The 24,729-nt window shown below is 63.5% G+C and carries 18 protein-coding genes and 1 pseudogene; 6 read left to right on the top strand and 13 right to left on the bottom strand.

Features of this window, described 5'->3' with window-relative positions; translation table 11 throughout:
* Nucleotides 1–6: 6 nt before the first annotated feature.
* The 3 genes from B1400_RS02065 to B1400_RS02055 all read right to left on the bottom strand — a co-directional run bounded on the left by B1400_RS02065 (nucleotide 7) and on the right by B1400_RS02055 (nucleotide 2,727).
* Nucleotides 7–654: an anthranilate synthase component II gene (locus B1400_RS02065; RefSeq protein ID WP_095612808.1), complete on the bottom strand. Its 648-nt coding sequence runs from the start codon at nucleotides 652–654 to the stop codon at nucleotides 7–9.
* A 77-nt stretch (nucleotides 655–731) separates the two neighbouring features.
* Nucleotides 732–1,856 carry a class E sortase gene (locus B1400_RS02060; RefSeq protein WP_201260180.1) on the bottom strand — a complete coding sequence of 375 codons (1,125 nt, stop codon included), beginning with the start codon at nucleotides 1,854–1,856 and terminating at the stop codon, nucleotides 732–734.
* Between the two features lie 61 nt (nucleotides 1,857–1,917).
* Nucleotides 1,918–2,727, bottom strand: coding sequence for a DUF881 domain-containing protein (locus B1400_RS02055; protein ID WP_095612806.1), 810 nt, complete (start codon nucleotides 2,725–2,727; stop codon nucleotides 1,918–1,920).
* A gap of 158 nt (nucleotides 2,728–2,885) precedes the next feature.
* Here B1400_RS02055 and crgA point away from each other — a divergent pair, with 158 nt between their 5' ends.
* The gene (gene crgA / locus B1400_RS02050) at nucleotides 2,886–3,359 is read left to right on the top strand and encodes a cell division protein CrgA (protein ID WP_095612805.1); all 474 of its coding nucleotides are present in this window, start codon (nucleotides 2,886–2,888) and stop codon (nucleotides 3,357–3,359) included.
* Nucleotides 3,360–3,588: 229 nt separating this feature from the next.
* Here crgA and B1400_RS02045 read toward each other — a convergent pair whose 3' ends face one another.
* Both B1400_RS02045 and B1400_RS02040 read right to left on the bottom strand, forming a co-directional pair.
* Nucleotides 3,589–4,836 carry a THUMP-like domain-containing protein gene (locus tag B1400_RS02045; RefSeq protein ID WP_235607263.1) on the bottom strand — a complete coding sequence of 416 codons (1,248 nt, stop codon included), beginning with the start codon at nucleotides 4,834–4,836 and terminating at the stop codon, nucleotides 3,589–3,591.
* Nucleotides 4,837–5,613: 777 nt separating this feature from the next.
* A complete protein-coding gene (locus tag B1400_RS02040; RefSeq protein WP_095612804.1) occupies nucleotides 5,614–6,396 on the bottom strand; it encodes a rhomboid family intramembrane serine protease in 783 nt (260 codons plus the stop codon).
* Nucleotides 6,397–6,577: 181 nt separating this feature from the next.
* On the opposite strand from B1400_RS02040, the gene B1400_RS02035 reads away from it, so the two are divergent.
* Entirely contained in the window at nucleotides 6,578–6,802 is a 225-nt protein-coding gene (locus B1400_RS02035; protein WP_024540346.1) for a hypothetical protein, read from the top strand.
* 323 nt (nucleotides 6,803–7,125) lie between these two features.
* Here the strand turns inward: B1400_RS02035 and B1400_RS02030 are convergent, their stop codons facing one another.
* Nucleotides 7,126–9,588: a glycogen/starch/alpha-glucan phosphorylase gene (locus tag B1400_RS02030; RefSeq protein WP_095612803.1), complete on the bottom strand. Its 2,463-nt coding sequence runs from the start codon at nucleotides 9,586–9,588 to the stop codon at nucleotides 7,126–7,128.
* A gap of 631 nt (nucleotides 9,589–10,219) precedes the next feature.
* Between B1400_RS02030 and B1400_RS02020 the strand changes: the two genes are divergently transcribed.
* On the top strand, nucleotides 10,220–10,627 hold the full coding sequence (locus B1400_RS02020; RefSeq protein WP_095612801.1) for a sterol carrier family protein: 408 nt from the start codon (nucleotides 10,220–10,222) through the stop codon (nucleotides 10,625–10,627).
* A 97-nt stretch (nucleotides 10,628–10,724) separates the two neighbouring features.
* On the opposite strand, the gene B1400_RS02015 is transcribed toward B1400_RS02020, so the two are convergent.
* A complete protein-coding gene (locus B1400_RS02015; RefSeq protein ID WP_095612800.1) occupies nucleotides 10,725–11,105 on the bottom strand; it encodes a DUF3073 domain-containing protein in 381 nt (126 codons plus the stop codon).
* Between the two features lie 141 nt (nucleotides 11,106–11,246).
* Here B1400_RS02015 and trpS point away from each other — a divergent pair, with 141 nt between their 5' ends.
* Nucleotides 11,247–12,350, top strand: coding sequence for a tryptophan--tRNA ligase (gene trpS / locus B1400_RS02010; protein ID WP_095612799.1), 1,104 nt, complete (start codon nucleotides 11,247–11,249; stop codon nucleotides 12,348–12,350).
* 95 nt (nucleotides 12,351–12,445) lie between these two features.
* Here the strand turns inward: trpS and B1400_RS02005 are convergent, their stop codons facing one another.
* Entirely contained in the window at nucleotides 12,446–14,242 is a 1,797-nt protein-coding gene (locus tag B1400_RS02005; protein WP_235607280.1) for a threonine/serine exporter family protein, read from the bottom strand.
* A 521-nt stretch (nucleotides 14,243–14,763) separates the two neighbouring features.
* Between B1400_RS02005 and B1400_RS02000 the strand changes: the two genes are divergently transcribed.
* Nucleotides 14,764–17,517, top strand: a complete 2,754-nt coding sequence (locus B1400_RS02000; protein WP_095612797.1) for a phosphoenolpyruvate carboxylase — start codon at nucleotides 14,764–14,766, stop codon at nucleotides 17,515–17,517.
* A gap of 270 nt (nucleotides 17,518–17,787) precedes the next feature.
* Complete coding sequence (locus B1400_RS01995) at nucleotides 17,788–19,038, top strand: Fic family protein (protein ID WP_095612905.1); 1,251 nt, start codon at nucleotides 17,788–17,790, stop codon at nucleotides 19,036–19,038.
* Between the two features lie 116 nt (nucleotides 19,039–19,154).
* Here the strand turns inward: B1400_RS01995 and B1400_RS01990 are convergent.
* From B1400_RS01990 to B1400_RS01970, 5 genes and pseudogenes are all read right to left on the bottom strand, one after another.
* Nucleotides 19,155–19,487: pseudogene (locus B1400_RS01990) on the bottom strand (substrate-binding domain-containing protein); the annotation flags it as partial.
* Between the two features lie 109 nt (nucleotides 19,488–19,596).
* Complete coding sequence (locus tag B1400_RS01985; protein ID WP_095612795.1) at nucleotides 19,597–20,460, bottom strand: aldo/keto reductase; 864 nt, start codon at nucleotides 20,458–20,460, stop codon at nucleotides 19,597–19,599.
* Between the two features lie 201 nt (nucleotides 20,461–20,661).
* Nucleotides 20,662–22,179, bottom strand: coding sequence for an L-arabinose isomerase (gene araA, locus B1400_RS01980; protein ID WP_095612794.1), 1,518 nt, complete (start codon nucleotides 22,177–22,179; stop codon nucleotides 20,662–20,664).
* Between the two features lie 138 nt (nucleotides 22,180–22,317).
* Entirely contained in the window at nucleotides 22,318–23,010 is a 693-nt protein-coding gene (locus B1400_RS01975; protein WP_026644887.1) for an L-ribulose-5-phosphate 4-epimerase, read from the bottom strand.
* A 73-nt stretch (nucleotides 23,011–23,083) separates the two neighbouring features.
* Nucleotides 23,084–24,712, bottom strand: a complete 1,629-nt coding sequence (locus tag B1400_RS01970; protein WP_095612793.1) for a xylulokinase — start codon at nucleotides 24,710–24,712, stop codon at nucleotides 23,084–23,086.
* Nucleotides 24,713–24,729: the final 17 nt, after the last annotated feature.

The raw sequence follows: 24,729 nt of genomic DNA, 5'->3' as shown, positions 1-24,729 counted from the left end.
GCATGCTCAACGCGCGAGTTTCGGCTGCAGACCCAGGCTCCTGTCCACCGCGCCCGGCTGGCCGCAGACGGCGAGCCAGTTCGCGAACAGGCGGTAGCCGTCCTGCGTGAGCACCGATTCGGGATGGAACTGCACGGCATACAGCGGCAGCTCGCGGTGCTTGATGCCCTGCACGATATGGTCGTCGACGGTCCACGCCGTCACCTCGAGCACATCGGCCGGCACCGAGTCGGGCTCGACGGCGAGCGAATGGTAGCGTGTGGCCGTCATCGGATTCGCGACGCCGGCGAAGATCTCATCGTCGATGTGCTCGACGAGGCTCGTCTTGCCGTGCATGATCGACGGCGCATGGCTCACCGTGCAGCCGAACACCTCGGCGAGCGCCTGCATGCCGAGGCATACGCCGAACATCGGCGTGCGCGTCGCCGCGCACACACGGATCATGTCCTCGCTGACGCCCGCGTCGGCCGGCGCGCCCGGCCCCGGCGAGATCAGGACGCCGTCGTAGCCGTCGAGGACGGCGTCATCGGCCGGGTCGAGCGCGTCGTTGCGCACGACCGTCACGGTCGCGCCGAGCGTCTTGAGATAGCCGACGATCGTGTAGACGAAGGAATCGTAGTTGTCCACGACGAGGATATGCGCGGAATCGGTCATGAAAGGTCCTCTCGCTGGCGTGCGGGCTGTACTAGCCAACCAGTGTAGTGCAATCAGTGCAGCGGGCGTGCGGCGCGCTACACGGCCACGTAGTTGGACATCTGCTGCAGGAACGGGACGTTCGCGGCCGCCCATGGGAAGCCCCACTGGAACAGCGCGGCCGCGGCGGCGAAAACGAGCAGCAGCATCAGCAGCCAGCGGATCGGCGCGACGCCGGGCTGGTGGCGCAGCAGCCATCCGTAGATGTCGGCATCCGGCAGCGGCCTGTCCCCCTCACGGATCGCACGCAGCGCCGGCCAGCGCCACGCGACGGCCGCCGCGAGGAACACGACGAGGTACACGACGAGCGCGCCCCACACCCACGGCGCGAGCGACGTGATCGACGATGCGAACGAATGCCGCTCGTTGTTGATGAATTCGACGGCGCCGTTGGAGTCGGTCTTCGCCAGTTCCTTCGGGATGCCGTCCGCGACCTTCGCCCAGTACGCGAACTCGCCGAAGCTCACCCAGCGGTGCGTCGGCGTCGTGTATTTCGGCTCGCAGGTCGTCATCGTGATGAGCCGTTTCGTCGGCGGCTCCCCGGGATGCTCGGGGTTCGCGCCGATGACCCAGCCTTCGTCCGGCGTCACGATCGTGTAGTCCGTGTAGTGGTAGACGTACCAGTAGTCCTTCGAGCGGATGACGATCGCGTCGCCCTTTTCGAGCTTGTCGACGTCGCCGAGCGGCTGCCCGTAGCCGTTGCGGTGCCCGGCGATCGCGAAGTTGCCGACCTGACCGGCCATCTGCGAGTCCACGTAGTGGCCCAGACCGTGCTGGTTGAGTTCGGCGAGCTCGGTGCCCTGCACGAGGTTGCGTTCCCACTGGTCGCCGAAGCGCGGGATGTAGACGCGGGCGATGAGTTCGCCGACCAACGCCTCCTGCGGCTGCACCGGCGGCTCGCCCTCCTGCGGCTGCGCGATCGTCAGCGTGCCGCCGTCGTTCGGCTGCGCCCATGCGACCTGCGCGCGCGTCTCCTGCTGGACGTGGTCCGACTGCACGCCGGTCCACCACTGCATCCACGCCACATACAGGCCGCAGATCGCGGCGAAGGTGAGCAGCAGTTCCGCGATGATTGTGACGATCGAGCGGCCGACGCTGCGTGTGCGGCGCGGCGCCGCATGCTGACTGTGTGCCATGGTGGTGTTTTCTCCCCCGTTCTTCATGACCGGTCGTCCCGGACGGCCGTCGCCGGCCGTGTCCGCGGACTGTATCAAGGATCGTACTCTATTGGTCGCCGCCGCCCGCGTGCGCGTCGCCGCCCGCGGCATCATCGGTATCGCCGCCCGACCTGTTCGGCTGTTGCAGCACATGCGCGTACTGCAGCGGCTGCAGCAGCATCGTCGTGCTGTCGAAGTGGAGTTCGTTTTCCGTGCGCACGTCGTAGCCGAGTCCGTACGCGTCCACGTACTGCCGGTAGATCTGCACGGCGCGCGAATCGTCGAGCGCCTGGATCATCAGCGTCGGCGGCCCGATCGCGGAGATCGTGAACGGCGGCGAGTACTTGCGGCCCTGCAGCAGCAGCACGTTGCCCGAGCAGATGATCGCCGACGTCGACAGCACACGCTGGTCCATGATCTGCATCGACTCGGCGCCGCCCGCCCACAGCGCGTCGACGACCGCCTCGACATCCTGCTGATGCACGACGTATTTGTCGTTGTCCACAGCCGACCCCGACGAATCGACGGCGTTCTTCCACATCGACGAATCGTTGAGCGTCACCGTGACGCCCGGGCCTTCGACGGCGGGCAGCATCGTGCTGGAACCGGCGTCCTCGGACGGCGTCGACTGCCCGGACTGCACCTGCGCGCTCAACCGGTCGACCTGCGCCGAGAGCTCCTTCACATCGGCCTGCAGCTCGTCCACCTTGCGCACGCGGTTCTCGACGAGCTCGGCGGCATCGGAGGAGACGGTCGTCGTGCGGTTGACGCGCATGTTCGTGATGAGCAGGAAGCCGGCGAACATGACGACGAGCAGCACGGAGACGCTGCCTATGAACGACTTGCCGGTGCCATGCTTCGGTCTGTGCCTGGCCATATCCGTCTCCTTACGAACCGTGCCGCCGAACCGTATGGCCCACCTTCGCGGCGACGCGCGAAAATATGATGATTTTGCTCATGATGGCCGCCGTTGGTGGCCGCTTTCGCGAGCAACCACTATGATACCTAATTAGCCTATGCAAGGAGATTAGATAAATGGCTGACGAAGAGCTGCACAAAACACCCACGGATGGCCAGGTCGACGAACACGGCACCGCCGAGAAGTCGAACGACGAGCCGGGCATGAACGACGCGGAGACGGACAAGGAGCCGATGGATCTGGCGCAGGCCGCCACCTACGTCGAGAACGACGAGATCCCGGTGGGCCGCATCCAGGAGATCCTCAACCAGACCGTCGACGAGAAGGACATGACGCCGCAGATGCGCCGCATGATGCAGCGTCAGCGTGAGAACACGAAGCGCGTCGAGGAGAGCATCAAAGGCACGAAGGCGAATCCGGGTTGGTTCGTGCCGGTGTTCTGCGCATTGATGATCATCGGCCTCATCTGGGCCGTCGTCTTCTATCTGACGAACTACACGTATCCGATTCCGTCGATCGGCTCATGGAATCTGCTGATCGCGTTCGCGTTCATGCTCGCCGGCTTCATCATGATGGTCTGGTGGCGTTGAGACCGTGGCACATGGCTGATCAGGGCGTCCTCCGACGCCCTTTTTTGTTGGCCGCCACCGCCGCTGCGGCAGCCCGTAGACGACCACACCTATAAGCGGCCGCTCACCCCTCCCACACGGCATTCCTTGCGTGACCTCACCCACATACTGCCACTCACAGCCCAGTCAACGGCTTTCCATGCGTGACCTCACGCACATACTGCCATCCACGCCCTCGGCGACCGTGCCCTCAGTTGCGCTTGTGCGCGCGGATCAGGATGTGTCGACCGGCGTCGTCGGTTGTCGCGAAGACGTAGACGTCGCCGCCATCGGCCAGCTTGAGCTTCTTCGCGAGCTGGGCGGCCATGAGCGGGAAATTGCGTACGGCGACGTTCGCGCGCCGTACGCCGTCGAGCAACCGCCGGACGTCCTTCTTGTTCATCGTGCCGATGCCGTCGATCACGAAGGCGCGGCCGGGGAAATCGTCGAACCACCGATCGGCGACGAACAGATGGCTGTTGACGCCGATCTGCGCCGCCGGCCAACGCCGCTGCAGCGTCGCGAACGCACCGCCTTTCATGATCGCCGCGTTCGGTTCGTAGAGGAAACGCATACCGGGCAGCGCCGATGACGGCGCGACGGCCGGCCGTTCGTCGTCGCCGACGCGGAACTCGACGCATGCGCCGTCGTCCACGCATCGGATCAGCGGCCGCTCGGTGCGCTCCCTGTCGAGCACGACGAGGATCTCCTTGCATTCGTTGTGCACGGCGACGATGTCGAGACGACGCACCGCGCCGCCGAAATCGTCAATCGTCTGCCGCCAATCGAGCATCGGCGACAGTTTGACGACGACGAACGGCGCTTTGCCGAGCAATGCATCACGCAACGCGAGCACGTCGGGCGTGCAGTCGGCGATCGCGACGGTGCGCGCGCCATGCGCGTCGCGCCGCGCCGGATCGACGTAGATGAGCGTCGCCGGCGGCATCGCCTCAAGGAACGCGACGCCGTCGTCGCAGACGACGCGCGCGTTCCCGACGCCGAGTTCGCGCAGATTGTGTCCGGCGAGCGCGCACAGCCGCGGTTGCCGTTCGACGTAGACGGCCTCGTCGAATGCGCGCGCCATGAAGGAGAAGTCGACGCCGAAACCGCCGGTGAGATCGACGAGCGTCGTCGGATGCGGACGTCCGGCGATGAGCTCGGCGGCCAGCCGCGCCTTGTATTCGGCCGCAGGCTGCGACGAGCACTGTTCCATCGGCACATGCGGCGGGTAGATGATGCCGTCGTTCGCCGCCCAACGCGGCAGTTTCGACCGGGCGGTACGCCGACCGGCGATCTGGTCGAGCGCGAAGGGCACATCCACGTCACCGTCCCGTTTCGCGTGGAGCGCGACGTCGCGCACGTCCTCGTCCTGATGCGCCGCGATGAACGCGCGCGTCGCCTCATCGATGCACGGCGGCATGCGGTCGTCGGCGCAGATGGCATTATCGTCGTTGTCCATAAGCCGCATTGTAGCGGCGCGGCGCCCGCAGGCCATCCAGAACCATACGGATCCGCGACAACGTGCGAGCGGACTCCCCCGTCGTCTCAGGCGTCCTCTGACAGCGTCCGCATCCAAGCCACACGCGCGCCGCCGAGGCTTGCGGATCCGCGACTGCAGACACGGACGTGTACCCAAATTGGGTAGAACGGTTGACACCGTTTCAATGCCGACAGGATAATGAGCAATAGGTCTTTCCACGGTTCGCTCCGGCTCCGCCACCCGTCCCGGGAACATGCCCAGAGGACGAACGACAGCCCTCTCCATGACCGCGAACCCATTGCTTCAGGGCAAATCGATCGACCTGACGGACGGCCGTTGTATCCGACGCACGATACCGGCCCTACGGGGTGGGAGTCCTTGAGGAGGAAACAGTGGCAGGGGATGTCCACTGTGTTCCTAATTTTTGACATAACGTGAAATGTGGATAACTTTTGATGCCCTACATCTAGGGGACATCCCGGCGTGAAATCCCTATTTATGGCTTGATTCCAACGGTTCAGCGCGGATGTGGATAACGGTTATCCACATCCTCCACCAGTAGGGAAACCATAGATATCAACATTTGTGGATATCTATGTGGATAACTTCAGGCGGTTTCCTCACCCTATCCCCGGGTTATCCACAACGTTTTCCACATTATGTGGAAAACTACACCGCTGTAAGTTGCGCGGCGACGCCGGACAGTCGATCCATCACCCGCCCGACGCCGCCACCGCACATTTTGCGACCCCTCGCTCACAGGGCCATCGCGTAGATGTTGCTCTGGTTGCACACGACGACGATGACCGCCTCGAGCAGCAGCACCGCACCCCCGTAGATCGCCGTGCGAGCCAACGTCGACCTGCGCCGCAGCGCGCGCGGACCGTCCACGACGAGCAATGTCAGCAGACCGCCGAAGACGAAGCCGCCGACATGCGCCTGCCATGCGATGTTCGGCACGACGAGCGGCATCGCGAAGTTGATCACCATCCAGACGAGCATCGAACGCATATCCGAGCCGGCTTTCCGGTACACGACGAGGCATGCGGCGAACAGGCCGAACAACGCGCCGGACGCGCCATAGGAGTAAGTGAGCCAGCCGGAGGGATCACGTCCGAAGGCCGCCCACATCTCCATGCCGACGCCGCCTCCGACGCCTGCGATCAGATACAGCATCAGATACGGCCAATGCCCCATGAGCCGTTCCAGGAACGGTCCGACGCACCACAACGTCAGCATATTGAACAGGATATGGAAGATCGACGTCGGCGCATGCAGGAACATCGACGTGACGAACATCCACGGCTCGTGCGCCGCACGATAGGGCTGCATCGCGCCGTACTGCAGCAGCTGCGCGAGCGTCGGGCGGCTCACCAGATTGAGGACGAACTCGACGATCCACAACGCGACGCATACGACGATGATCGCCGACGTGACGACCGGTTCGCCGTTGCGCCACCGGTAGCGCAGCGACCGCAGCGAGAACACCTGCCGCATCGACGGGGAGTCGGGGAACAACGAAAAATGATTGTTGGGCATAGGTCACACTGTAGCGCAGGGTCGTGCGCCGCCGCGCATGCCGCCGACGCCGTCTTCGCGTTGCGGCGCAAGGACTTGCCATGAGCACAACCGAAGTCGCGCGAACGCGGTGAAGGTCCTATGATGGTGAACAGAGTTGTCTGGGGAAACCAGTCGACCACGTAATCGGAAAGGAGCCGTCATGAAGGAACACAAGTCCTCTAGCGGTTGGAAATTCTTTGCGCTGCTCTTCGGCGCGCTGCTCGCGGCAGTCGTCGGAGTCTACATCTACAAGCAGCAGAACCCGGACTACGATCCGTGGGAGGAGCCGTGGGAGAACAGCTCGTCGCCCGTCGACCTCACACTCGCGAAGGACAAGACCGAGGACGACGTCGATAAGGTCGCTCCGGCTGCCGACGCCGCCTGAGCATATGCGCCGCACTGCGTTGCGCGGCGACGCTCCGCGCGAAACGCGCATTATCGACATCAGAGGACCGCGGTGTGCACGATTGTTGGAACGTGCACACCGCGGTTTTCATATATATGGTGATTTCACCACCGATATCACCATATATACTCGCGTATGCAGCATGCGCTCGCGCAGCGACGCCGATGCCGCCGTCCATACGACGAGAATCCGCGCATACCGGCGGCCGATTGATCGCGCTATATAAGACGAACGGCGGGCGACACCCGAAGGTGCCGCCCGCCGTTCGTCTTATGCCGCGGTCAGCGTGACGACCGTGTGAATCACTTCTCGGTCGGCAGCGGGCCGGTCATCCAGACACGCTCGAGGTAATCCTCGATCGAGCGGTCGGAGCTGAAGTAACCGGAGTTGGCGACGTTGAGGATCGCCTTGCGGTTCCACTCGAGCTGATCGGCGTACAGCGTCTCGATCTGCGACTGGATCTCATGGTACGCCGTGAAGTCGGCGAGCGTCATGAACCAGTCCTTCGTCAGCCAATCGGAGACGAGCGGAGCATAGGTCTCCTTGTCGCCGTTGGAGAAGGTGCCGTCCGCGACCATGTCGATCGCGGTCTTGAGGCGCGGATCCGCTTCGTAGAACTTCGCCGGATCGTAGTTGCCCTCATACATCTTGTCCACCTCGTCGACGGTCATGCCGAAGAGGAAGAAGTTGTCGGCGCCGACGCGTTCGCGGATCTCGACGTTCGCGCCGTCGAGCGTGCCGACGGTGAGCGCGCCGTTGAGCGCGAACTTCATGTTCGACGTGCCCGAGGCCTCCTTGCCGGCCTGCGAGATCTGCTCGTCGAGCTCGGTCGCCGGGATCAGCATCTGCGCGACGCGGATGTTGTAGTTCCACGGGAACACGACCTTGAGCTTGCCCTTGACGTCCGGATCGTTGTCGATGACCTTGGCGACGTTGTTGATGAGCTGGATCGTCATCTTGGCGAGGTAGTAGCCCGGGGCGGCCTTCGCGCCGAAGATGACGGTGCGCGGCGTGACGTCCTCGGCCTTGACCTTGCCGGACTTGATGTCCGCGTAGGTGGCGATGACCTCGAGGATCTTGAGGGCCTGACGCTTGTACTCGTGCAGACGCTTGATCATCGTGTCGAACATCGTCGTCGGGTCGAGTTCGAAGCCGTACTCAGCCTTCGCGAAGTCGGCGAAACGGACCTTGTTGTCGTACTTGACCTTCGCGAACTTCTTGACGAACTCGTCGTCCGCGGCGAGCGGCTCAAGGTTCTTGAGCAGTTCGAGGTCCTCGAGCCACTTGTCGGTGCCGAGGCCTTCGGTGATGAGCGCGGACAGACCCGGGTTCGCGAGCTTCATGAAGCGACGCGGGGTGACGCCGTTGGTGACGTTCGTGAACTTCGCCGGATAGATGTCCGAGAAGTCGCGCAGCGTCACGTCCTTGAGCAGCTGCGAGTGCAGCTCGGCGACGCCGTTGACGTGCGAGCCGGCGTAGGAGGCGAGGTACGCCATGCGCACCGACGGGTTCTCGCCCGCGGTGAGGATGCGCATACGCTCGATCTTCGCCTCGTCGTCGGTGCGGTCGGCGAGCTCGTGCATGAACTGGTCGTTGATCTTCTCGATGATCTCGAGATGACGCGGCAGCAGCTTGCCGATGAGCGACGCCGGCCACACTTCGAGCGCTTCCGGAAGCAGCGTGTGGCACGTGTAGTTGAAGGTCTTCGTCGTGATGTCCCACGCGGTATCCCAGTCGTAGCCGTACTCATCGATGAGGATGCGCATGAGCTCCGGGATGCCGATGACCGGGTGGGTGTCGTTGAGCTGGAAGCAGATCTTGTCCGGGAAGGTGGTCAGATCCGGCTTCTCGGCGTCGCCGTAGAAGACGCGAATCGCGTCGTGCAGCGAAGCGGAAGCGAAGAAGTACTGCTGCTCGAGGCGCAGTTCCTTGCCGACCTCCGTCGAATCCTCCGGGTAGAGGATCTTCGAGATGTTCTCGGCCTCGACCTGCGGCTTGACCGCATCGAGGTACTCGGACTTGTTGAAGGTGAGCAGGTCGAACTCGTCGTATGCGCGAGACTGCCACAGACGCAGCGTGTTGACGCGGCCGGATTCGTAGCCCGGAACCATGTAGTCGACCGGGATCGCGCGGACAGCCCACGCCGGCTTCCACACGCGCTTGCCGTCCTCTTCGACGACTTCGCCGCCGAAGTTGACGCGCTGGTCGCGCGCGTAGTCGATGTGGCCCCACGGATCCTCATTGGTCAGCCAGTAGTCGGGACGCTCGATCTGACGGCCGTCCTCGTCGAATTCCTGACGGAAGATGCCGTAACGGTACTGGATGCCGTAGCCGAAGGCCGGAACGCCCAGCGACGCGAGGGAATCGATGAAGCAGGCGGCGAGACGGCCGAGGCCGCCGTTGCCGAGGCCCGGCTCGTATTCGGCGTCGATGACTTCCTGGGCGTCGAAGCCCAGCTCCTTGACGGCCGCGTAGAACTGGTCGGTGAGGCCCGAGTTGAGCAGCGCGTTGCGCAGCTGCTTGCCCATGAGGAACTCAGCGGACAGGTAGCCGACGGCCTTGGTGTTGCCGTTGATCATGTCCTGCTGGGTCTTCATCCAAGAATCCATAAGGTGCTTGCGCACGGCGGTGGCCGTGGCGACGTAGATGTCGGCCGGCTTCGCCTGTTCAGGCGTAACGCCCTGCGTGTACTTGAGCTCGTTGCGGATCTCGTCCGCGAACTGGGCTGCGGTAACCGAGGACTTCGGTGCCGTAAGTTCGGTCATATCTATGACTCCTCTGAACATTATCTTTCTCATGAACGTCCACGGGCAAAAGCACCTGCTCTATCGGAAATCCGCACCACAAGCTCTTCCGTCCGTTTTTGCATACGTTCTCAAACAGCAAATCATAGCATAAAGTCCACTTCTCCAACGCCTGCGTCTACGCTCACGCGCTTTTTATGCAGCAATCTCCACATCACGGAAGCGCTTCAGCCGTCGTAAGCAGTCGCCAACGTCGCCCATGCGTCCTGCGCGTATGACGCCGGCACGCGTGTCACGCGTGTCGTTCAGTGCGATTTCAGTTCATCCCCGCCGGTGGATGCCATGCCGCGCCCATCGAACGACTCCGGTGCGCTCCGCGCCCGTTCCGATCGCCTACGTCATCCTCCGCGAACATGACGGTCACGGCATGCACCCGTTCCGATCGCAAACCCGCCGTTCCGCGATCCCTCCGGGTGCACTTCGCGACGATGACGATCGCCTGCGCCGTCATCGGCGAACGCTTTCGTCACCGATCGCACCGATGATGATCGCGCAGCCCCCGTTCCGACCGCCGCCGGCGCGTCCTGCACCCGCAACGATCGGCGATACCTAATATATTGACTTATCGCAGCGTGCGCGCACAATACGAAGCATGGCTGCTATCCATAAGAAGGACATCCCCGCCGGCATGGACGCCTACGACGTATGGTGCGACGCCGCGCATGCACTCGTCGGCACCGAGACGGCGACCGACATCGCCCCCGCGTTGCCACGCCCGACGATGGCGCTCGCCGTCCGTTACTCGCTGCATATGCTCGAGCTGAAGGCGCCGGGGCCGGGCGTCGAGGTGCGCGTCGCGCCATGGGGAGCCGTGAAGATCCTCGACGGCCCCGCCTCGGATCCCCACAACCTCACGCCGCCGAACGTCATCGAACTCGAACCGGCTGTCTGGCTGCGCGTCGCCAGCGGCATCACCACCTGGGACGAGGAACGCGAAGCCGGCCACATCAGCGCGGTCGGCGAGCGCGACGACCTTTCGGCGATCCTTCCGCTCGGCTGACCCATCAAAAACCGTGTGCGTGTGCGCGGACACGAGGTTCGCGCACACGCACACGGTTCGGATTGCGTTGCGAGGCAGCCGCCGAACGATTCCTCAGCTATCGTTCGGAGTCGGTGCGATCGGCATGCTTGAAGGCGCCCGGCACTGGCATCGGAATAGGCTTGTGCGGCTTGGGCGCTGGCGTCGCCGGCATCTCTCCGCTTGTGGACTTCGCGGCGGCCTCGGCCGCCCACTGCGCATAGTCATCAAGATCGTCCTCGGACGCGGCGGCCACGACGGTCTCCTCATCCTCGAACTCGTCAACATCCGCGTCTTGGGCGTACTTCGCCTCCACATCGGCAAACGGATCGAATGAACCGGATCCTGGTTCCTGCGCTCCCAGCTCCTTCGCAAGCTCGTCATAATCCGTGTCAGTGGTCAGGTACTTGAGCTTCCTAGCTATCTTCTGCTGCTTGGCTTTTTGACGTCCGCGGCCCATCTGACCCCCTGGATTAACTGTTTGCTATCGATTCATCACATAAGAGAGTACCACCTCTGCACCCCTCTTTTGTTGTCTGCTCAGATTTCTACGATGAAAACCACCGAAAACCAACGATTCGACACGGCACAAGGATTACGTATGGCTGAAGAACAAGAGGCGCGCCTGACCGCGGCCGGCAACGAAATGAGCGCGAGTTTCCTCGCTGCGAGAAAGCGTTCCGAGGAAACGCTCAAGAAGCTCGAGGAGAATCCGGGCAAGTTCACGATGCTCACCGGCGACCGTCCGACGGGCCGCCTCCACCTCGGCCACTTCTTCGGCTCGATCAAGGAACGCGTCGCGATGCAGAACCGCGGCGTCAACACGAACATCATCATCGCCGACTACCAGGTGATCACCGACCGTGACACGACCGAACACATCGACGACAACGTCCTCAACCTCGTCCTCGACTACATGGCCGCCGGCATCGACCCGGAGAAGACGATGATCTTCACGCATTCGGCGATTCCGGCGGAGAACCAGCTGATGCTGCCGTTCCTGTCCCTCGTCACCGAGGCCGAGCTGCACCGCAACCCGACCGTGAAGTCGGAGATGGAATCCTCCGGCCACGCGCTCACCGGCCTGCTGCTCACCTACCCGGTGCATCAGGCCTGCGACATCCTGTTCTGCAAGGCGAACGTCGTGCCGATCGGCAAGGACAACCTGCCGCACGTCGAGATCACGCGCACGATCGCGCGCCGGTTCAACGAACGCTACGCGAAGAAGCATCCGATCTTCCCGGAGCCGGCCGCGATCCTGTCGGACGCGCCGGAGATCCCGGGACTTGACGGCCGCAAGATGAGCAAATCCTATGGCAACTCGATCATGCTCGGCGTGACAGCCGAGGAGACGGCGAAACTCATCAAGAAGAGCCCGACCGATTCCGAACGCATGATCACATTCGATCCCGAGCACCGCCCGCAGGTCGCGGCGCTGCTGACGACCGCGGGGCTCGTCACCGACCGCGACCCGAAGGAGATCGCCGAGGAGCTCGGCAACGCCGGCGCCGGCGCGCTCAAGCAGTACGTGACCGAATCGGTCAACGAATTCCTCGCGCCGCACCGCGAACGCCGCGCCGAGCTCGCACAGGACATGGACACGATCCGCGACATCCTGCATGAGGGCAACCGCCGCGCGAACGCGATCGCCAATGAGACGCTCGACGAGGTCCGCGAGGCGATGGGCATGCGCTACGACCGCTGACGCGAGCGCGCATAGCACAACATGTATCGAAACGCTGCGGGGCGGCGCTTGGATGTCCAAGCGCCGCCCCGCAGCCATATGCGCATCGTCCGCCGTCACACGTCGTACCGCCATGATTTGTCGGTGACGACGCGCGCCATCGCCAGACCGATCGGCAGGCAGATGATGACCATGAACGCGCGGAACGCCCAGTCGAGCGCGAGCAGCGTCTCGAACTGCCCCAGATGGAACATCGCCTGGTACATATACATGCCCGGCACCATGATGACGATCGACGGCACCGTCAGGCAGATGCGCGGATAGCCCAGATGCGGCGGCAACAGGCGGTGGCGCACCGCCGAACGCCACGCCGAGGCGAGCAGTCCGGCGAGCATCGCGCCAAGGAACGCGCCCGCTTCCGGCGGCAATCCGTAATCGACGAATTCAAGGCGCAGCGTATCGGTGATCGCACCGATCGTCGCCGCCACGAGACACATGCGCTGCGGCGAGTTGAACATCATCGAGAACCCCCATACGCCGATGAACGCGAACAGCGCGCGCAGGCAGCAGTTCACCCACGGGTCGAGATGCGGCGATTCGAAGCCCTGCGGATTGAGCTGCACGAGCGATGCGACCATCCATCCGGCGAGCGTCGCCATCAGGATGATGCACATGACGTACATCACGCGCTGCACGCCGGACGGGAAATCGATCTTCGCCATGTCGAGGCCGCCGGTGATGAGCGGGAATCCCGGAATGACGAACAGCATCGCGCCGATGTACGCCGTGTCGTGCTGCAACGCCACCGGATTGAACAGACCGATCAGACGCAACGTGCCGACGCATGCGAAGGCCGCCACGGCCACGCAGACGAAAGTCACGAAGAACTGGTTGAGATGATGCGCGAACAGCCGCCGCCGCAGCCATTGGCCGAGACCGGCGCCGACGAACGCGCCGATCATGTCGTACGGCGCGCCGCCGAGCAGGAACACGAAGGACGCGCATGCGCAGGCGGACGCGAGCCCCGAGAGCGCCGGCGAGTACAACGGCTTGCGGCGTTCGATCATGTCGAGGCGCTTATGCACGTCGCGCACCGTGATCTCATGCGTCTTGCGCGCGGCGCCAGCGTCGCCGACATGGTCGAAATGCTCGGCGTAGCCGTTCTTCGGCGGTCGCTGCGAACGTTCACGCCATGCGCGCGTACGCTCGCCGGCGGCCGCGCGCAGTCGCGTCCGCGATGTACGCGGCATCGTCAGCTGTTCGGCGCTGCCACGCGCGTCGTCGCCATGGCCGTCGGCCTTGACGAGCGCGTCGATGACGGTTTCGCCGACTTCCGTCGGTGCATCGTCCGCCGATCGCGCGTCGGCGCCAGCGGCAGCAGCCGCGTCGGAGGCGGCGATGCCGGCGAGCGCGGCCTCGTGGTCCTCGACGGCCGCGTCGGAGGCGGCGGCGCGTTCGGCCACGCGTGCCTGATGCCGCTCCTCGCGCAGCCGCTTCGCCATATCCGCGGAGACCTGCGAGGCGTCGCGCATGTCGAGATGCTGCATGAGTCCGTCGGAGACCTTCGTCTCACGGTGGTACATCGATCCGGTGCCGAGGTTGACGCTGAACCAGTCGGCGAAATGCTCGAGCAGCCAAATGCGTTCGGTGTTGACGCCGGTCGTCGGCAGGTTGACGACTTCGGTGATGCGCCCGGACCCGTCGGTGCACGCCGCCTCGATGTCGGTGAGGTTGACGTCGGCGCGCACATGCACGCCGAGCGGGTATGCGATGCGGTGCATCATCTCGCGCACGCGGAAACTGCCGGTTCCGGCACCGAGGTCAAGCATGCCGACGCGCACGATGACGCTCGCCTTCGCGGCGATGCCGGCGTCCTGGATCGGCTTGTCCCAGTCGCGCTCGATGTCCTCCATGTCCAACGGAATCGAATGGGAATGGTATTTCCCGGCGGCCGTGGCGCCGCTCGTGGCCGGCTCGCCGTGGTTGTGAGGATGGTCGGCGGCGGCGCCCCCGGACGGAGCGTGGGGGTCCTCGCCGTTCCCCTGTGTCTGCTCATTGCTCATGGATTCCATTAATGTGCGGACGCTGGACGTGGCCGCAGTGCGCCGGCGGCCCCCGCACGCGCCATGCGCGCCATCCGGGCAATCCGGGGACATGCACGACCAAAAACCGCCAAAACCGCGAAATCCGCCGATCATGGCAGCCCATGCACCTCTCAATACCGCGCGCGCGAGGACGCCTATGGGCGCCGTCTCATATCATGGCCCTTCCGGCGCCCGAACGGCCTTTGCTGTCGATTCCCCGCGCCTACAATGGGCGTGCAACCGAAGAGAACTTAAGGCTGTGGGCTCGCAACGTCCGATCAACACAACCGCGGAGGAGCCGCGGATGAGCGGAAGACCGAGCAACCTGATGTTCTTAGAAGGAGGTCAATGTGACTGATAACGAACAGATCACGCCTGCGGACGCGGCCATCGTCACGTCCGGTCTGGGGACCAAGGCCCCCGAGGAGCGTGAGCTTCCCCCCACTTTGCACGAAGATATGGATCTGTGTCTTGAGATCCTGCGTGGGGTGCTTTCCGAATACGACGAATCGCTGCTCAACACCTTCGACACCGTGCGCCAGTACGCCGTCGACGCGAGCGCGGAACGTTTCTCGGGCGTGCTCACCGACACCCATCCCGAGCGCGACGACCTTGAAATGGCCGTCAAGACGATCGACGCGATGAACCTGCACGATGCGCAGCTGCTTGCGCGCGCGTTCACCACGTACTTCCATCTCGCGAACCTGTGCGAGGAGAACTACCGCGTCTCCGTGCTGCATGACCGCGAGGCGAAGGTGGACGATTCCCAGGCGATCGACCCGGTCAACGAGATGACGAAGGCCTACCATCAGCTCATCGCCGAGATGGGCCCGGCCAAGGCGAAGGAGCTGCTCGACCGTCTCGAGTTCCATCCGGTCTTCACCGCCCATCCGACCGAGGCGCGACGCAAGGCCGTGGAAGGCAAGATCCGCCGCATCTCCGACCAGCTCGCCGCGTACCGCATGCTGGGCGGATCGGACAAGAAGGAATGCTACCGCCGTCTCTACAACGAGATCGACGCGCTGTTCCGCACGTCCCCGATCGCGCTCAAGAAGCCGACGCCGGTCGAGGAAGCCGACACGATCCTCGACATCTTCGACAACACGCTGTTCCATACGATCCCGATGGTCTACCGTCGCTTCGACGACTGGGTGCTCGGCGACAAGGCCGGCACCGTCGAACCGGCATGCCCCGCGTTCTTCCATCCGGGCAGCTGGATCGGCTCCGACCGTGACGGCAATCCGAACGTCACCGCGAAGGTGAGTCGCCAGGTGGCGCGCAAGTTCTCCGACCATGTGCTCGCCGCCCTCGAGGAGGCGACGCGCAACGTCGGCCGCAACCTGACGATGGAGGCGGAGACGACGCCGCCGAGCGACGAGCTGCACACGCTGTGGAACCAGCAGAAGGAGATCAGCGAGCGGCTCACGAGCAAGGCGTCGCTCATCTCGACGAAGGAACTGCACCGCGCCGTCATGCTCGTCATGGCCGACCGTCTGCACTACACGATCAAGCGCGACACCGACCTGATGTACCACAGCGCCGACGACTTCCTCGCCGATCTGCGCATCGTGCAGCGCTCGCTCGCCGAAGCCGGCGACAAGCGCGCCGCCTACGGCCCGCTGCAGGACCTCATCTGGCAGACGGAGACCTTCGGCTTCCACATGGTCGAGATGGAGTTCCGTCAGCATTCGGTCGTGCACGCCCGCGCGCTCGACGACATCCGCGAGCACGGCCTGCACGGAGAGCGCGGCGAACTGCAGCCGATGACGATCGAGGTGCTCGACACCTTCCGCGCGCTCGGCGCGATCCAGAAGCGCAACGGCGTCAAGGCCGCGCGCCGCTACATCATCTCGTTCACGAAGAGCGCGAAGAACGTGCGCGACGTCTACGAGCTCAACCGCCTCGCGTTCTCGAACCCGGACGATGCGCCGGTCATCGACGTCATCCCGCTGTTCGAGCAGCTTGAGGATCTCGAGAACTCGGTGAGCGTGCTCGACGAGATGATCAAGATCCCCGAGGTGCAGGCACGGCTCAAGCAGACGGGTCGCAAGCTCGAGGTCATGCTCGGCTACTCCGATTCGTCGAAGGACGCCGGCCCGACCTCCGCGACGCTCGCGCTGCATTCCGCGCAGGAGCGCATCGCCACGTGGGCCGAGGCGAACGACATCGACCTGACGCTGTTCCATGGCCGCGGCGGTGCCGTCGGCCGCGGCGGCGGTCCGGCGAACCGCGCCGTGCTCGCGCAGCCGAAGGGTTCCGTCAAGTGCCGCTTCAAGCTCACCGAGCAGGGCGAGGTCATCTTCGCCCGCTACGGCAACCCGGTGCTCGCGATCCGCCACGTCGAGTCCGTGGCCGCCGCGACGCTGCTGCAGTCCGCTCCGAGCGTCGAGAAGACGAACACGGAGATGACCGACGCGTTCGCGCCGATGGCGAAGAAGCTCGACGAGGTCTCCCACGCGACGTATCTCGACCTGCTCAACACGCCTGACTTCGCGCCGTGGTTCTCGACGGTCACGCCGCTGACCGAGGTCGGCCTGCTGCCGATCGGCTCGCGTCCGGCGAAGCGCGGCTTGGGCGCGAAGTCGCTCGACGATCTGCGTACGATCCCGTGGATCTTCTCGTGGGCGCAGGCGCGCATCAACCTCGCCGCATGGTACGGCCTGGGCTCCGCATGCGAGGCCTTCGGCGACCTCGAGACGATGCGCAAGGCGTATCAGGAGTGGCCGCTGTTCTCGACGTTCATCGACAACATCGAGATGTCGCTCGCGAAGACCGACGAGCGCATCGCGAAGATGTACCTCGCGCTCGGCGACCGCGACGATCTGCGCGACAAGGTCCTGCACGAGATGGAGCTGACGCGCCGTTGGGTGCTGCGCATCGTCGGCGACGAATGGCCGCTGCAGCACCGCCATGTGCTCGGCCAGGCGATCCGCATCCGCTCCCCGTACGTGGACGCGCTGTCGGTCACCCAGGTGCTTGCGCTGCGTTCGCTGCGCAAGAAGGTGGACAAGGAGGAGCTCTCGAAGAGCCAGCAGGCAGGCTTCATCTACCTGATCCTGTGCACCGTTTCGGGAGTCGCCGCCGGCCTGCAGAACACCGGCTGATCCCCGGCGGATACGCGTGGAGGGGTGCCGCATCGCGCGCGATGCGGCACCCCTCCACGCGTATCTGGGCATCTTTGGGTACCTGAAACACCCAAAGATACCCAGATACGATACCTACGGTCTCTTATTGATACAAACTATCAATAAGAGACCTCAACATCGTCGATACACTGCATATCGCGTGTTCTTATTGATAGTTTGTATCAATAAGAAGCCTCAGCATGCAGTAGAATGCTCCTATTACCACGTAGTATCCATAAGGGGCGTCAGATGGCAGATGAGTACCGACCACTCGCCACGTTGTTCCACATGGATACGTCCACAGCTCGCGACGCACATCTCGAAGAGCTCGCCCAAGCACGCTTGACCGCGGATTCCACATTCCGCACCGGAATCACGACGAAACTGGGGGAATTGTTCGTCGGTATGCCGCGCGAACTCATATGTCAACTCAACGGTGTGCTTGTGCGGGAGCGTTCGATCGCGGTGTTGTGGAACGGCATCCCGCGCATCATGAAACACAACTACATCCTCCATGCGATCAGTGAGGAAATCCTTTCGACGAACGACATCGAAGGGGTACGCAGCACACGCAAAGAGGTACAGGACGCCGTCGAAACGGCGCAACACGAAATCGGGCACACCGTGCCGCCCGCACCCCGCGACCCTTACCGCACCGTGCGGTTCACGGGGTTCGCCCGACTCTACCTTGGCCTGACCGATGAACATGTGCGACTGCCGCAGACACTTGACGACTTACGTGCGATCTACGACGATGTCATAGGCGATGAGATCGCCGACGAAGACCGCCCCGATGGTGAACGGTTCCGCAAAGACGACGTGGATATCATCGGCGCCGGCGAACGGGTCGTGCATACCGGCGCACATACCGAAAGCCGCATCGATGAGCTGCTCACCCAAATGCTCACCTTGATGAAGTCCGAACAGATGCCACCGGTTCTGGCTGCCGCGGCCGCGCATTTCCTGTTCGAATACACACATCCGTTCTACGATGGCAACGGCCGCATAGGCCGCTATCTGCTCGCACTGAATCTGCAGTCCACGCTCACGCTGCCGACCGTGCTTTCGTTGTCGCGCACGATCGCCGACAACCGGCAGCGGTACTACAAGGCGTTCGGTAGCGTGGAACAACCACTCAACCACGGCGAACTCACGTTCTTCATCCAGATGCTGCTCGACTGCATAGCGCAGGCGCAACACGCACTCATCGAGCAGCTGACACAGCGGTTGAACCGTTTGAGCGCGCTCAGCACACAGTGCGATGACATCGCGCGCGAGCACGATATGTCCGATCATGCGCGGCGGACACTGTACGCCCTTATGCAGGGAGCAGCGTTCGGCACGACGGGCGGCATGACACTCGATGATGCCGCACAGTATTTGAACCTATCCAAACAAAGCGCACGCAAAGCCGTGGATGAACTTGAGCGCCTCGAACTGATCGAGTTCACGAAGCGGCGTCCGCTCACGTTCGTCTATGCGGGCGCACTGCCGGAGTAGTGAGATGAGCGATGTGCGTCAGCGCGCGGAGGGAACCGCCACGCTCGCGCGTTTCACGAGATGCGTCATCAACTCCACATGCTCAGGCAGGGCGGTACGCCCCTCAATCATCGACATCAGTGAAATGGCGCCGAATCTGGCCATTTCCCCCGGGCCGCATGGTGCACGGTCGTCAACGGCGGCAGCAATAGCTCGCTTGTCGGCAGATCATCGAACCCGACGACCGAGAGATCGTGCGGTATCTGCAGACCCGCCTCCCACGCAGCACGGTAGACCCTTGCGGCCTGCATGTCACTCGCCGCGAAGACCGCCGTTGGAGGGGATTCCAACGCGCAAAGACGGCGCCCATGTTCCTGACCGTCCTCGAAACGGAAATCCCCCGCAGATACAAGATCGGGGTCTATCGGCACCTTCGCGCTGTCCATCGCATCACGGAACCCATCCAGACGGCGGACCGCAGTTCAAAACACCCAAAGATCCCCAACTGTTCGTCTTTTTGCGCCGAAAACGCGCACAGAGCGCTCACGTGGCACCCAAAGATGTCAAGATACCCTCCGCTCACGCATACGTGAACGTCATCGGGTCGTGGCCGGCGCGCGTCGGGCCGTCGAGCGCATCGATCTGCGCGTGTTCTTCGGGCGTGAGTGCAAAGCCGAACAAATCGAGGTTCTCACGTTGGCGTTCGGCGTGCACCGATTTCGGAATGATGATCGTCCCATTTTCGATATGCCAGCGCAGAATGACCTGCGCGGGCGTCACGCCGTGCGCGGCGGCGATGCGCTCGACGACGCCGTTCGCAAGGTCGGCGCCGCGCGCCATCGGCGAATACGCCTCCACCGCGATACCGTGGGTGCGGCAGTACGCGACGACGTCACGTTGCTGCCATGTGGGGTGCAGTTCGATCTGGTTGACGGTCGGGTACTCCCCCGTTTCGTCGAACAGCCGGTCGAGGTGCTCGGGCATGAAATTGCAGACGCCGAGCGTGCGCACACGTCCTTCGTCACGCAGTGCGCGGAACGCCTTCCACGTCTCGCCGCTACGCCAGTCGAACGGCGTCGGCCAGTGGATCATGTACATGTCCACGTAGTCGAGCTGCAGCAGCTCAAGAGACCGATCGAACGCGCGCATCGCGGAATCGTATCCCTGTTCGGAATCGCGTAGTTTCGTCGTCATCCACAACGACGCGCGTTGCTCGCCCGTGTTGTATCCGGTCGCGGCGAGCGCGCGCCCGACGCCCTTCTCATTGTTGTAGCCGGCGGCGCCGTCGATGTGACGGTAGCCGACTTCCAACGCCGATTCGACGACGGGTACGACACCTTCGTCGTCGATGCGCAGCACACCGAGACCGATCTGCGGAATCCGCGTACCGTCGTGCAGTGTGATGAGGGGGATGTCTGGATGCTGTTCGCTGTGGGTGCCCATGGCGCGCCTTTCTGTGGATGGTCCGTCGGTGGTTCGTTTTGTCGTTTCTCTATCTGCCGATGCTAGCACCGCATACGAAGCTCCCGTGTACGGGAAAAGGCGGTGCGCCGACGCCCGTTGTGGACGTCGGCGCACCGCCGAGGGGAAGGAAGGAGAGGAAAGGAGTTCAGTTATTTGATTATCGATACCACTGATGATTGGTCAGTGGCGGTTCGCGAGTTCGTGGTACATGTCCTCGATCTCGAGTTCGCGCGCGAATGCGCGGGGCGTGGTCTCGGCATCGATGGTGGCGAGCTCCACGCCGGCGATGCGCGCGAAGTCCTCCCATGCCTCACGGCCGACCGAGGTGGTCATGCATGTGTGGTGCGAACCGCCCGCGCGCAGCCAGCATTCGGCGGAGACTTCCAGACTCGGCTCGGGCTTCCACAGCGCACGCGCGCACGGCAGCTTGTCGAGAGAACCGAGCGGTTTGACGACGTCGACGACGTTCATCAGCATGCGGAATCGAGTACGAACGTCGGCAAGCGACACGACGACCGCATCCTGCTTCGGCGCCACGGTGAACACGAGACGCACGGGGTCGGCCTTGCCGCCGATGCCGAGCGGATGGATCTCCAGACGAGGCTTGGCGATCGTGCCGACCGACGGCGAGACTTCGAGCATGTGCGACCCCATGATCATCTCGTTGCCCGGGGTGAAGTTGTAGGAGTAGTCCTCCATGAGCGACGCGCCACCGTCGAGGCCGTAGCCCATGACGGCTCCGATGCGCACGAGCACCGCCGTCTTCCAGTCGCCTTCGGCGGAGAAGCCCCAGCCGTATTCGGACGGGAAACGCTGCGGACCCACACCAGGCAGCTGCGGCAGGGCGCCCAGGTCCTCGAAGTTGTCGACGCCGGCCGTGCAGTTGTTGGCGCGCATCATGTTCACCATCGCGCACTCCTCGCGCGCGGCGATGAACAGCGAATCATAGTCCTTGTCGAGCAGCTCGGGCGCGATCTCGTACTTCGCCTTGTAGTCCTCGATGAGGTCCTTGACCTGACCCTCCTTGACCGCGTCATAGGCGGCGACGAGCTCGTTGACGGCCCAGGTGTTGATCGAGGCGCCGAACACGCGCTCGGCCTCGGTCTTGTCGCCTTCGGTCACGGCCACATTGCGCATGTTGTCGCCCCAACGCATCACGTTCATCGTGTTCGAAGCCTGCCAACCGGCGCATGCGCGTGCCCACACGCCGATCTTGTCGGCGACCGCGGGGTCGGTGTAGTGGCCGACGACGATCTTGCGCGGGATGCCGAGGCGCGTGACGATGTACCCGTATTCACGGTCGCCGTGCGCGGCCTGGTTGAGGTTCATGAAGTCCATGTCGATCGTGTTCCACGGGATCTCGAAATGGTGCTGCGTATTGAGCTGCAGGAGCGGCTTCTTGAGCGCTTCGAGACCGCGGATCCACATCTTCGCCGGCGAGAACGTGTGCATCCATGTGATGACGCCGATGCAGTTGTCGTCAGCGGAGGCGTCGACCATGAAGCGGCGCACACCATCCGATGATTTCAGCGTTGGCTTGAGCACGAGCTTGACGGGGATGCGGCCGCTCGCGTTGAGCGCGTCGACGATTTCGGTCGACTGCTGCGCGACCTGACGCAGCGCTTCCTCGCCGTACAGGTCCTGCGAGCCGACGCCGAACCAGATTTCCTTGCCTTCGAATGGGTTCTCCATTGCCATGGTGTTTCCTCACTTCACTGTGATGTTGGGTTGGTTGTTGTTGTGGATTGATTGGGGATTTCCGCAGCGCACTGTGCATGGTTGTGGATTGCGCTGTGGATATCCTCGGGGAATGGATATCCACAGGGAACGGTTCGCTCAGTGCTGTCCGTACACGTTCTGGTACCGGTCATTGAGCTTGTCGATGTCCGCCTGCGCGATCGGGATGATGTCGCCGATCTGCCGGGCCGCCCACATCGTATGTGCGACTTCCTCGGTCATCGCGGCTGCCTTGACGGCCGCCTCTGCATCCTTGCCGATGGTGAACGGCCCGTGATTCTGCATGAGCACCGCAGGTGACTTCGGGTACTTCCTGAGCGTTTCGACGACGCCTTCGCCGATCGCCTCGGATCCGATAAGACGGAACGGACCGACCGGCACATCGCCGCCGAATTCATCGCCCATCATCGTCAAGCCGCATGGGATGTTCTGCCCCGTCGCCGCCCAGGCGGTCGCGTACGTCGAGTGCGTGTGCACGACGCCGTACACGTCCGGCATATGCCGGTAGATGTACGCGTGCGACGCGGTATCCGACGACGGCGATTCCGCACCGTCGACGACGTTGCCATCGAGGTCGCACACGACCATCGAGCTTGGCGTCAGGTATTCGTACCGCAGTCCCGACGGTTTGATGACCATGAGGTCGGCCGTGCGCAGCCGTTGTGAGACGTTGCCCGCCGTCCACACGACGAGGTTCCACTTGATGAGCTGTTCGTGCAGGGCCGCGACCACTTCGCGTACCTGCTTGACTTCCGCGCGTACTTCGGGACCGTAATCCGCAAGCGTTGCCATAATTGTTCCTTTCGATGTTCGATTGCTGGATGTGCTATCTGGTGGTGCCGTTTTTGGGAAAAGGCCGAGACGATTACCGCGCGCCTATCGGCATATGGTCGACCGCATCCCGTTCAACCGGGAGCGCCTCGACGAACCGCGCGAAGAACCTGCGGAATCCGTCGACATCGACCGGATCCGGCTCCTCGGTCTCCGACTGCGCGTCGGCGAATACGATATCGTCAAGGTAATCGGCGAGCGGCATTCCGGCATGCTGCAAATAGTCAGCGAGCACGGCCATGCCCCACGCGCCCCCTTCAGATGCGGTCGTCATGACGCGGATAGGCGTATTGAACGCGGCCGCGAGGATGCGCTGCGCGACGACCGGCGTCGCGAAGATACCGCCGTGGCCAACGAGCGAATCGATCTGCACGCCCTCGTCCTGCGTCATGACGTTCATGCCGATCGTGACGGGTGAGAACGCGCCGAAGAGCTGTGCACGCATAAAGTTCGCAAGGTTGAAGCGCGCCTCCGGCTCGCGGACGAACAGCGGACGCCCCTCGGCGAGTCCAGCAAGGAACTCGCCGGTGCGGAACGGGTAGGCGAGCATCCCTCCGGCGTCTGGATCGGCGTCGTCGCTAATTGCGCAACGGAACAGTTCACCATACAGATCAGCCCCATCGATCGAGCAGCAGTTGATCTGCGCGAACTCACGGAACAGGCTGATCCATGCGTTGAGATCGGACGTGAAGTTGTTCGCATGGCTCATACCGGCGAGATCGCCCGCGGGCGTTGTCACGAGGTCGACTTCGGGCCGCAGCGCCGACAGCTTGTGTTCGAGTACGACGGTCGCAAAGATCGACGTGCCTGCGGAGACGTTGCCGGTGCGGCGGCGCACCGCATTCGTCGCGACCATACCCGTTCCGGCGTCGCCCTCCGGCGGCGCGAGCACGACGCCCGGCTGCAGGGCGCCCGAGGGGTCGAGCAATGCGGCGCCTTCGGCCGTGAGCACGCCAGCGGGTGCACCCGCGACAAGAGGTTCGGGCAACAGGTTCTCAAGCTTCCACGGCTGTGCGGCGACTTCGGGGAGCGCGTCGAACTGTTCAATGAACGCGCGTTCGTAGGTCTTCGTCTCCGGATCGATCGGGAACATGCCGGAGGCGTCGCCGACGCCGAGGACCTTGCGCCCCGTAAGCTTCCAATGCACGTAGCCAGCGAGCGTCGTGAAGTAGCACACCGACGACACATGGGGCTCGCCGTCGAGGACCGCCTGGTACAGGTGCGCGATCGACCAGCGCTCGGGGATGTTGTACTGGAACAGCTGTGAAAGGCGGTCATGCGCCTCGCTCGTGTTCGTGTTCTGCCATGTGCGGAACGGCACGAGCAGCTTACCGTCCTTGTCGAACGCAAGATAGCCATGCATCATCGCGGAGAAACCGATCTGGCCGATGCGCGTGAGCTTGAGCCCATAGTCCGCTTCGACGCGGTCGGCGACGTCGGCGTAGACGCTCTGCAACCCGCGCCAGATCTTGTCGATGTCATACGTCCACAGACCGTCGACCATATGCGACTGCCATCCGTAGTCGCCGGTCTCGATCGTGTTGCGCTCGTCGTCGATGAGCACCGCCTTGATGCGCGTCGACCCGAACTCGATGCCGAGCGACGTGCGTCCATCGCGGATCTTCTCGGCGACCGCGTCCTTGCTGTCCGTCCTATGCTGCATGATGCTTACTCCTTTGC

Source organism: Bifidobacterium italicum (genome assembly GCF_002286915.1).
Classification (GTDB): Bacteria; Actinomycetota; Actinomycetes; order Actinomycetales; family Bifidobacteriaceae; genus Bifidobacterium; species Bifidobacterium italicum.
The sequence above is the reverse complement of the archived record's forward strand: the minus strand, read 5'-3'. Positions and strand labels throughout refer to the sequence as shown.

Bases quoted from the DNA above. Each gene is read 5' to 3' on its own strand.
- B1400_RS02015 (WP_095612800.1), bottom strand. From the start codon at position 11,105: ATGGGCCGCGGACGTCAAAAAGCCAAGCAGCAGAAGATAGCTAGGAAG.
- B1400_RS02055 (WP_095612806.1), bottom strand. From the start codon at position 2,727: ATGGCCAGGCACAGACCGAAGCATGGCACCGGCAAGTCGTTCATAGGC.
- B1400_RS01975 (WP_026644887.1), bottom strand. From the start codon at position 23,010: ATGGCAACGCTTGCGGATTACGGTCCCGAAGTACGCGCGGAAGTCAAG.
- B1400_RS02060 (WP_201260180.1), bottom strand. From the start codon at position 1,856: ATGAAGAACGGGGGAGAAAACACCACCATGGCACACAGTCAGCATGCG.
- B1400_RS02065 (WP_095612808.1), bottom strand. From the start codon at position 654: ATGACCGATTCCGCGCATATCCTCGTCGTGGACAACTACGATTCCTTC.
- B1400_RS01970 (WP_095612793.1), bottom strand. From the start codon at position 24,712: ATGCAGCATAGGACGGACAGCAAGGACGCGGTCGCCGAGAAGATCCGC.
- B1400_RS02045 (WP_235607263.1), bottom strand. From the start codon at position 4,836: ATGGACAACGACGATAATGCCATCTGCGCCGACGACCGCATGCCGCCG.
- trpS (WP_095612799.1), top strand. From the start codon at position 11,247: ATGGCTGAAGAACAAGAGGCGCGCCTGACCGCGGCCGGCAACGAAATG.
- B1400_RS02040 (WP_095612804.1), bottom strand. From the start codon at position 6,396: ATGCCCAACAATCATTTTTCGTTGTTCCCCGACTCCCCGTCGATGCGG.
- B1400_RS02020 (WP_095612801.1), top strand. From the start codon at position 10,220: ATGGCTGCTATCCATAAGAAGGACATCCCCGCCGGCATGGACGCCTAC.
- B1400_RS01985 (WP_095612795.1), bottom strand. From the start codon at position 20,460: ATGGGCACCCACAGCGAACAGCATCCAGACATCCCCCTCATCACACTG.
- araA (WP_095612794.1), bottom strand. From the start codon at position 22,179: ATGGCAATGGAGAACCCATTCGAAGGCAAGGAAATCTGGTTCGGCGTC.
- B1400_RS02030 (WP_095612803.1), bottom strand. From the start codon at position 9,588: ATGACCGAACTTACGGCACCGAAGTCCTCGGTTACCGCAGCCCAGTTC.
- B1400_RS01995 (WP_095612905.1), top strand. From the start codon at position 17,788: ATGGCAGATGAGTACCGACCACTCGCCACGTTGTTCCACATGGATACG.
- crgA (WP_095612805.1), top strand. From the start codon at position 2,886: ATGGCTGACGAAGAGCTGCACAAAACACCCACGGATGGCCAGGTCGAC.
- B1400_RS02005 (WP_235607280.1), bottom strand. From the start codon at position 14,242: ATGGAGGACATCGAGCGCGACTGGGACAAGCCGATCCAGGACGCCGGC.
- B1400_RS02035 (WP_024540346.1), top strand. From the start codon at position 6,578: ATGAAGGAACACAAGTCCTCTAGCGGTTGGAAATTCTTTGCGCTGCTC.